This window comes from Methylobacterium gnaphalii, assembly GCF_007992215.1.
GTDB lineage: Bacteria > Pseudomonadota > Alphaproteobacteria > Rhizobiales > Beijerinckiaceae > Methylobacterium > Methylobacterium gnaphalii.
This window is the reverse complement of sequence record NZ_BJZV01000043.1, coordinates 1-818: the sequence shown is the minus strand read 5'-3', so window position 1 is coordinate 818 and position 818 is coordinate 1. Positions and strand designations below refer to the sequence as shown.

At 67.7% G+C, this 818-nt stretch carries 1 protein-coding gene and 1 pseudogene; both read left to right on the top strand.

Annotated features, from left to right (window positions below):
- Positions 1–213 (top strand): hypothetical protein (locus tag MGN01_RS23785; RefSeq protein ID WP_176599831.1); only part of this gene is annotated, 213 nt, incomplete at its 5' end.
- A 160-nt stretch (positions 214–373) separates the two neighbouring features.
- Positions 374–594 (top strand): annotated as a pseudogene (locus tag MGN01_RS21350) (helix-turn-helix domain-containing protein); the annotation flags it as partial.
- Positions 595–818: the final 224 nt, after the last annotated feature.

The window sequence follows — 818 nt, the reverse complement described above, 5'->3', positions numbered from 1 at the left end:
GGCCTGCTCGGCCTGCTCGGCCTGCTCGGCCTGCTCGGCCTGCCCGGCCTGCCCGGCCTGCCCGGCCTGCCCGGCCTGCCCGGCCTGCCCGGCCGGCTCGGGATCTCAGGTGCGCTCGGCCTTACCCATCAGGGTGAACTGCCGAATTGCAGTCAGGCGGTTGGGGTTGAGGGGCGTATACTGGCCCGTCGCATCCTTCCCTCACGGGACTAGCGACGGCGGGTCGGGCAGTCTTCCTGGACGTCGACTGTTTGGCCCGCTTGATTTCACGAGATGCCCTGGCGATTAGAGCAACCGCCGACCAAGCTGAGTCGACCTGGGTTTCCGGGCGCGGGCTGATCTGATTGCCTGTCGGCTTTCGACATGAGGGTCGATGTCGTCGCCGTTGTCGTCCGATCTGCGTGAGCGCGTCGTGCACGCCGTGGAGTAAGGATCCTCGCGGCGCGGTGCGGCGCGGCGCTTCGGGGTCAGCCCGTCGAGCGCCATCCGCTGGCAGGAGAGTTTCGCGCAGGAAGGTCGGTGGCGGCCAAGCCGCAAGGCGGCGACCGGCGCTCGCAGCACGTCGAGGCGCACGCAGACCTCATCCTGAGCCTCACAAGCACCGCATCCCTGGTCCTGGGCCATCTATCGCGAGGAAGGTGCACGCGTGGACGCCTCCCGGCCGATCTTCACAACCCACGAAGCCGCTCTCCGCGTCGGCAATCTGATCCTGGCTTGGAAAAGGCGCGGAGCAGATCGTACGACGCTGCACTGTCACGATTAGCTAGGGTAGCTCGCTAGTCCGGTTGCACGCTTGGCGGCCGCCCGTGCCTTGTCGT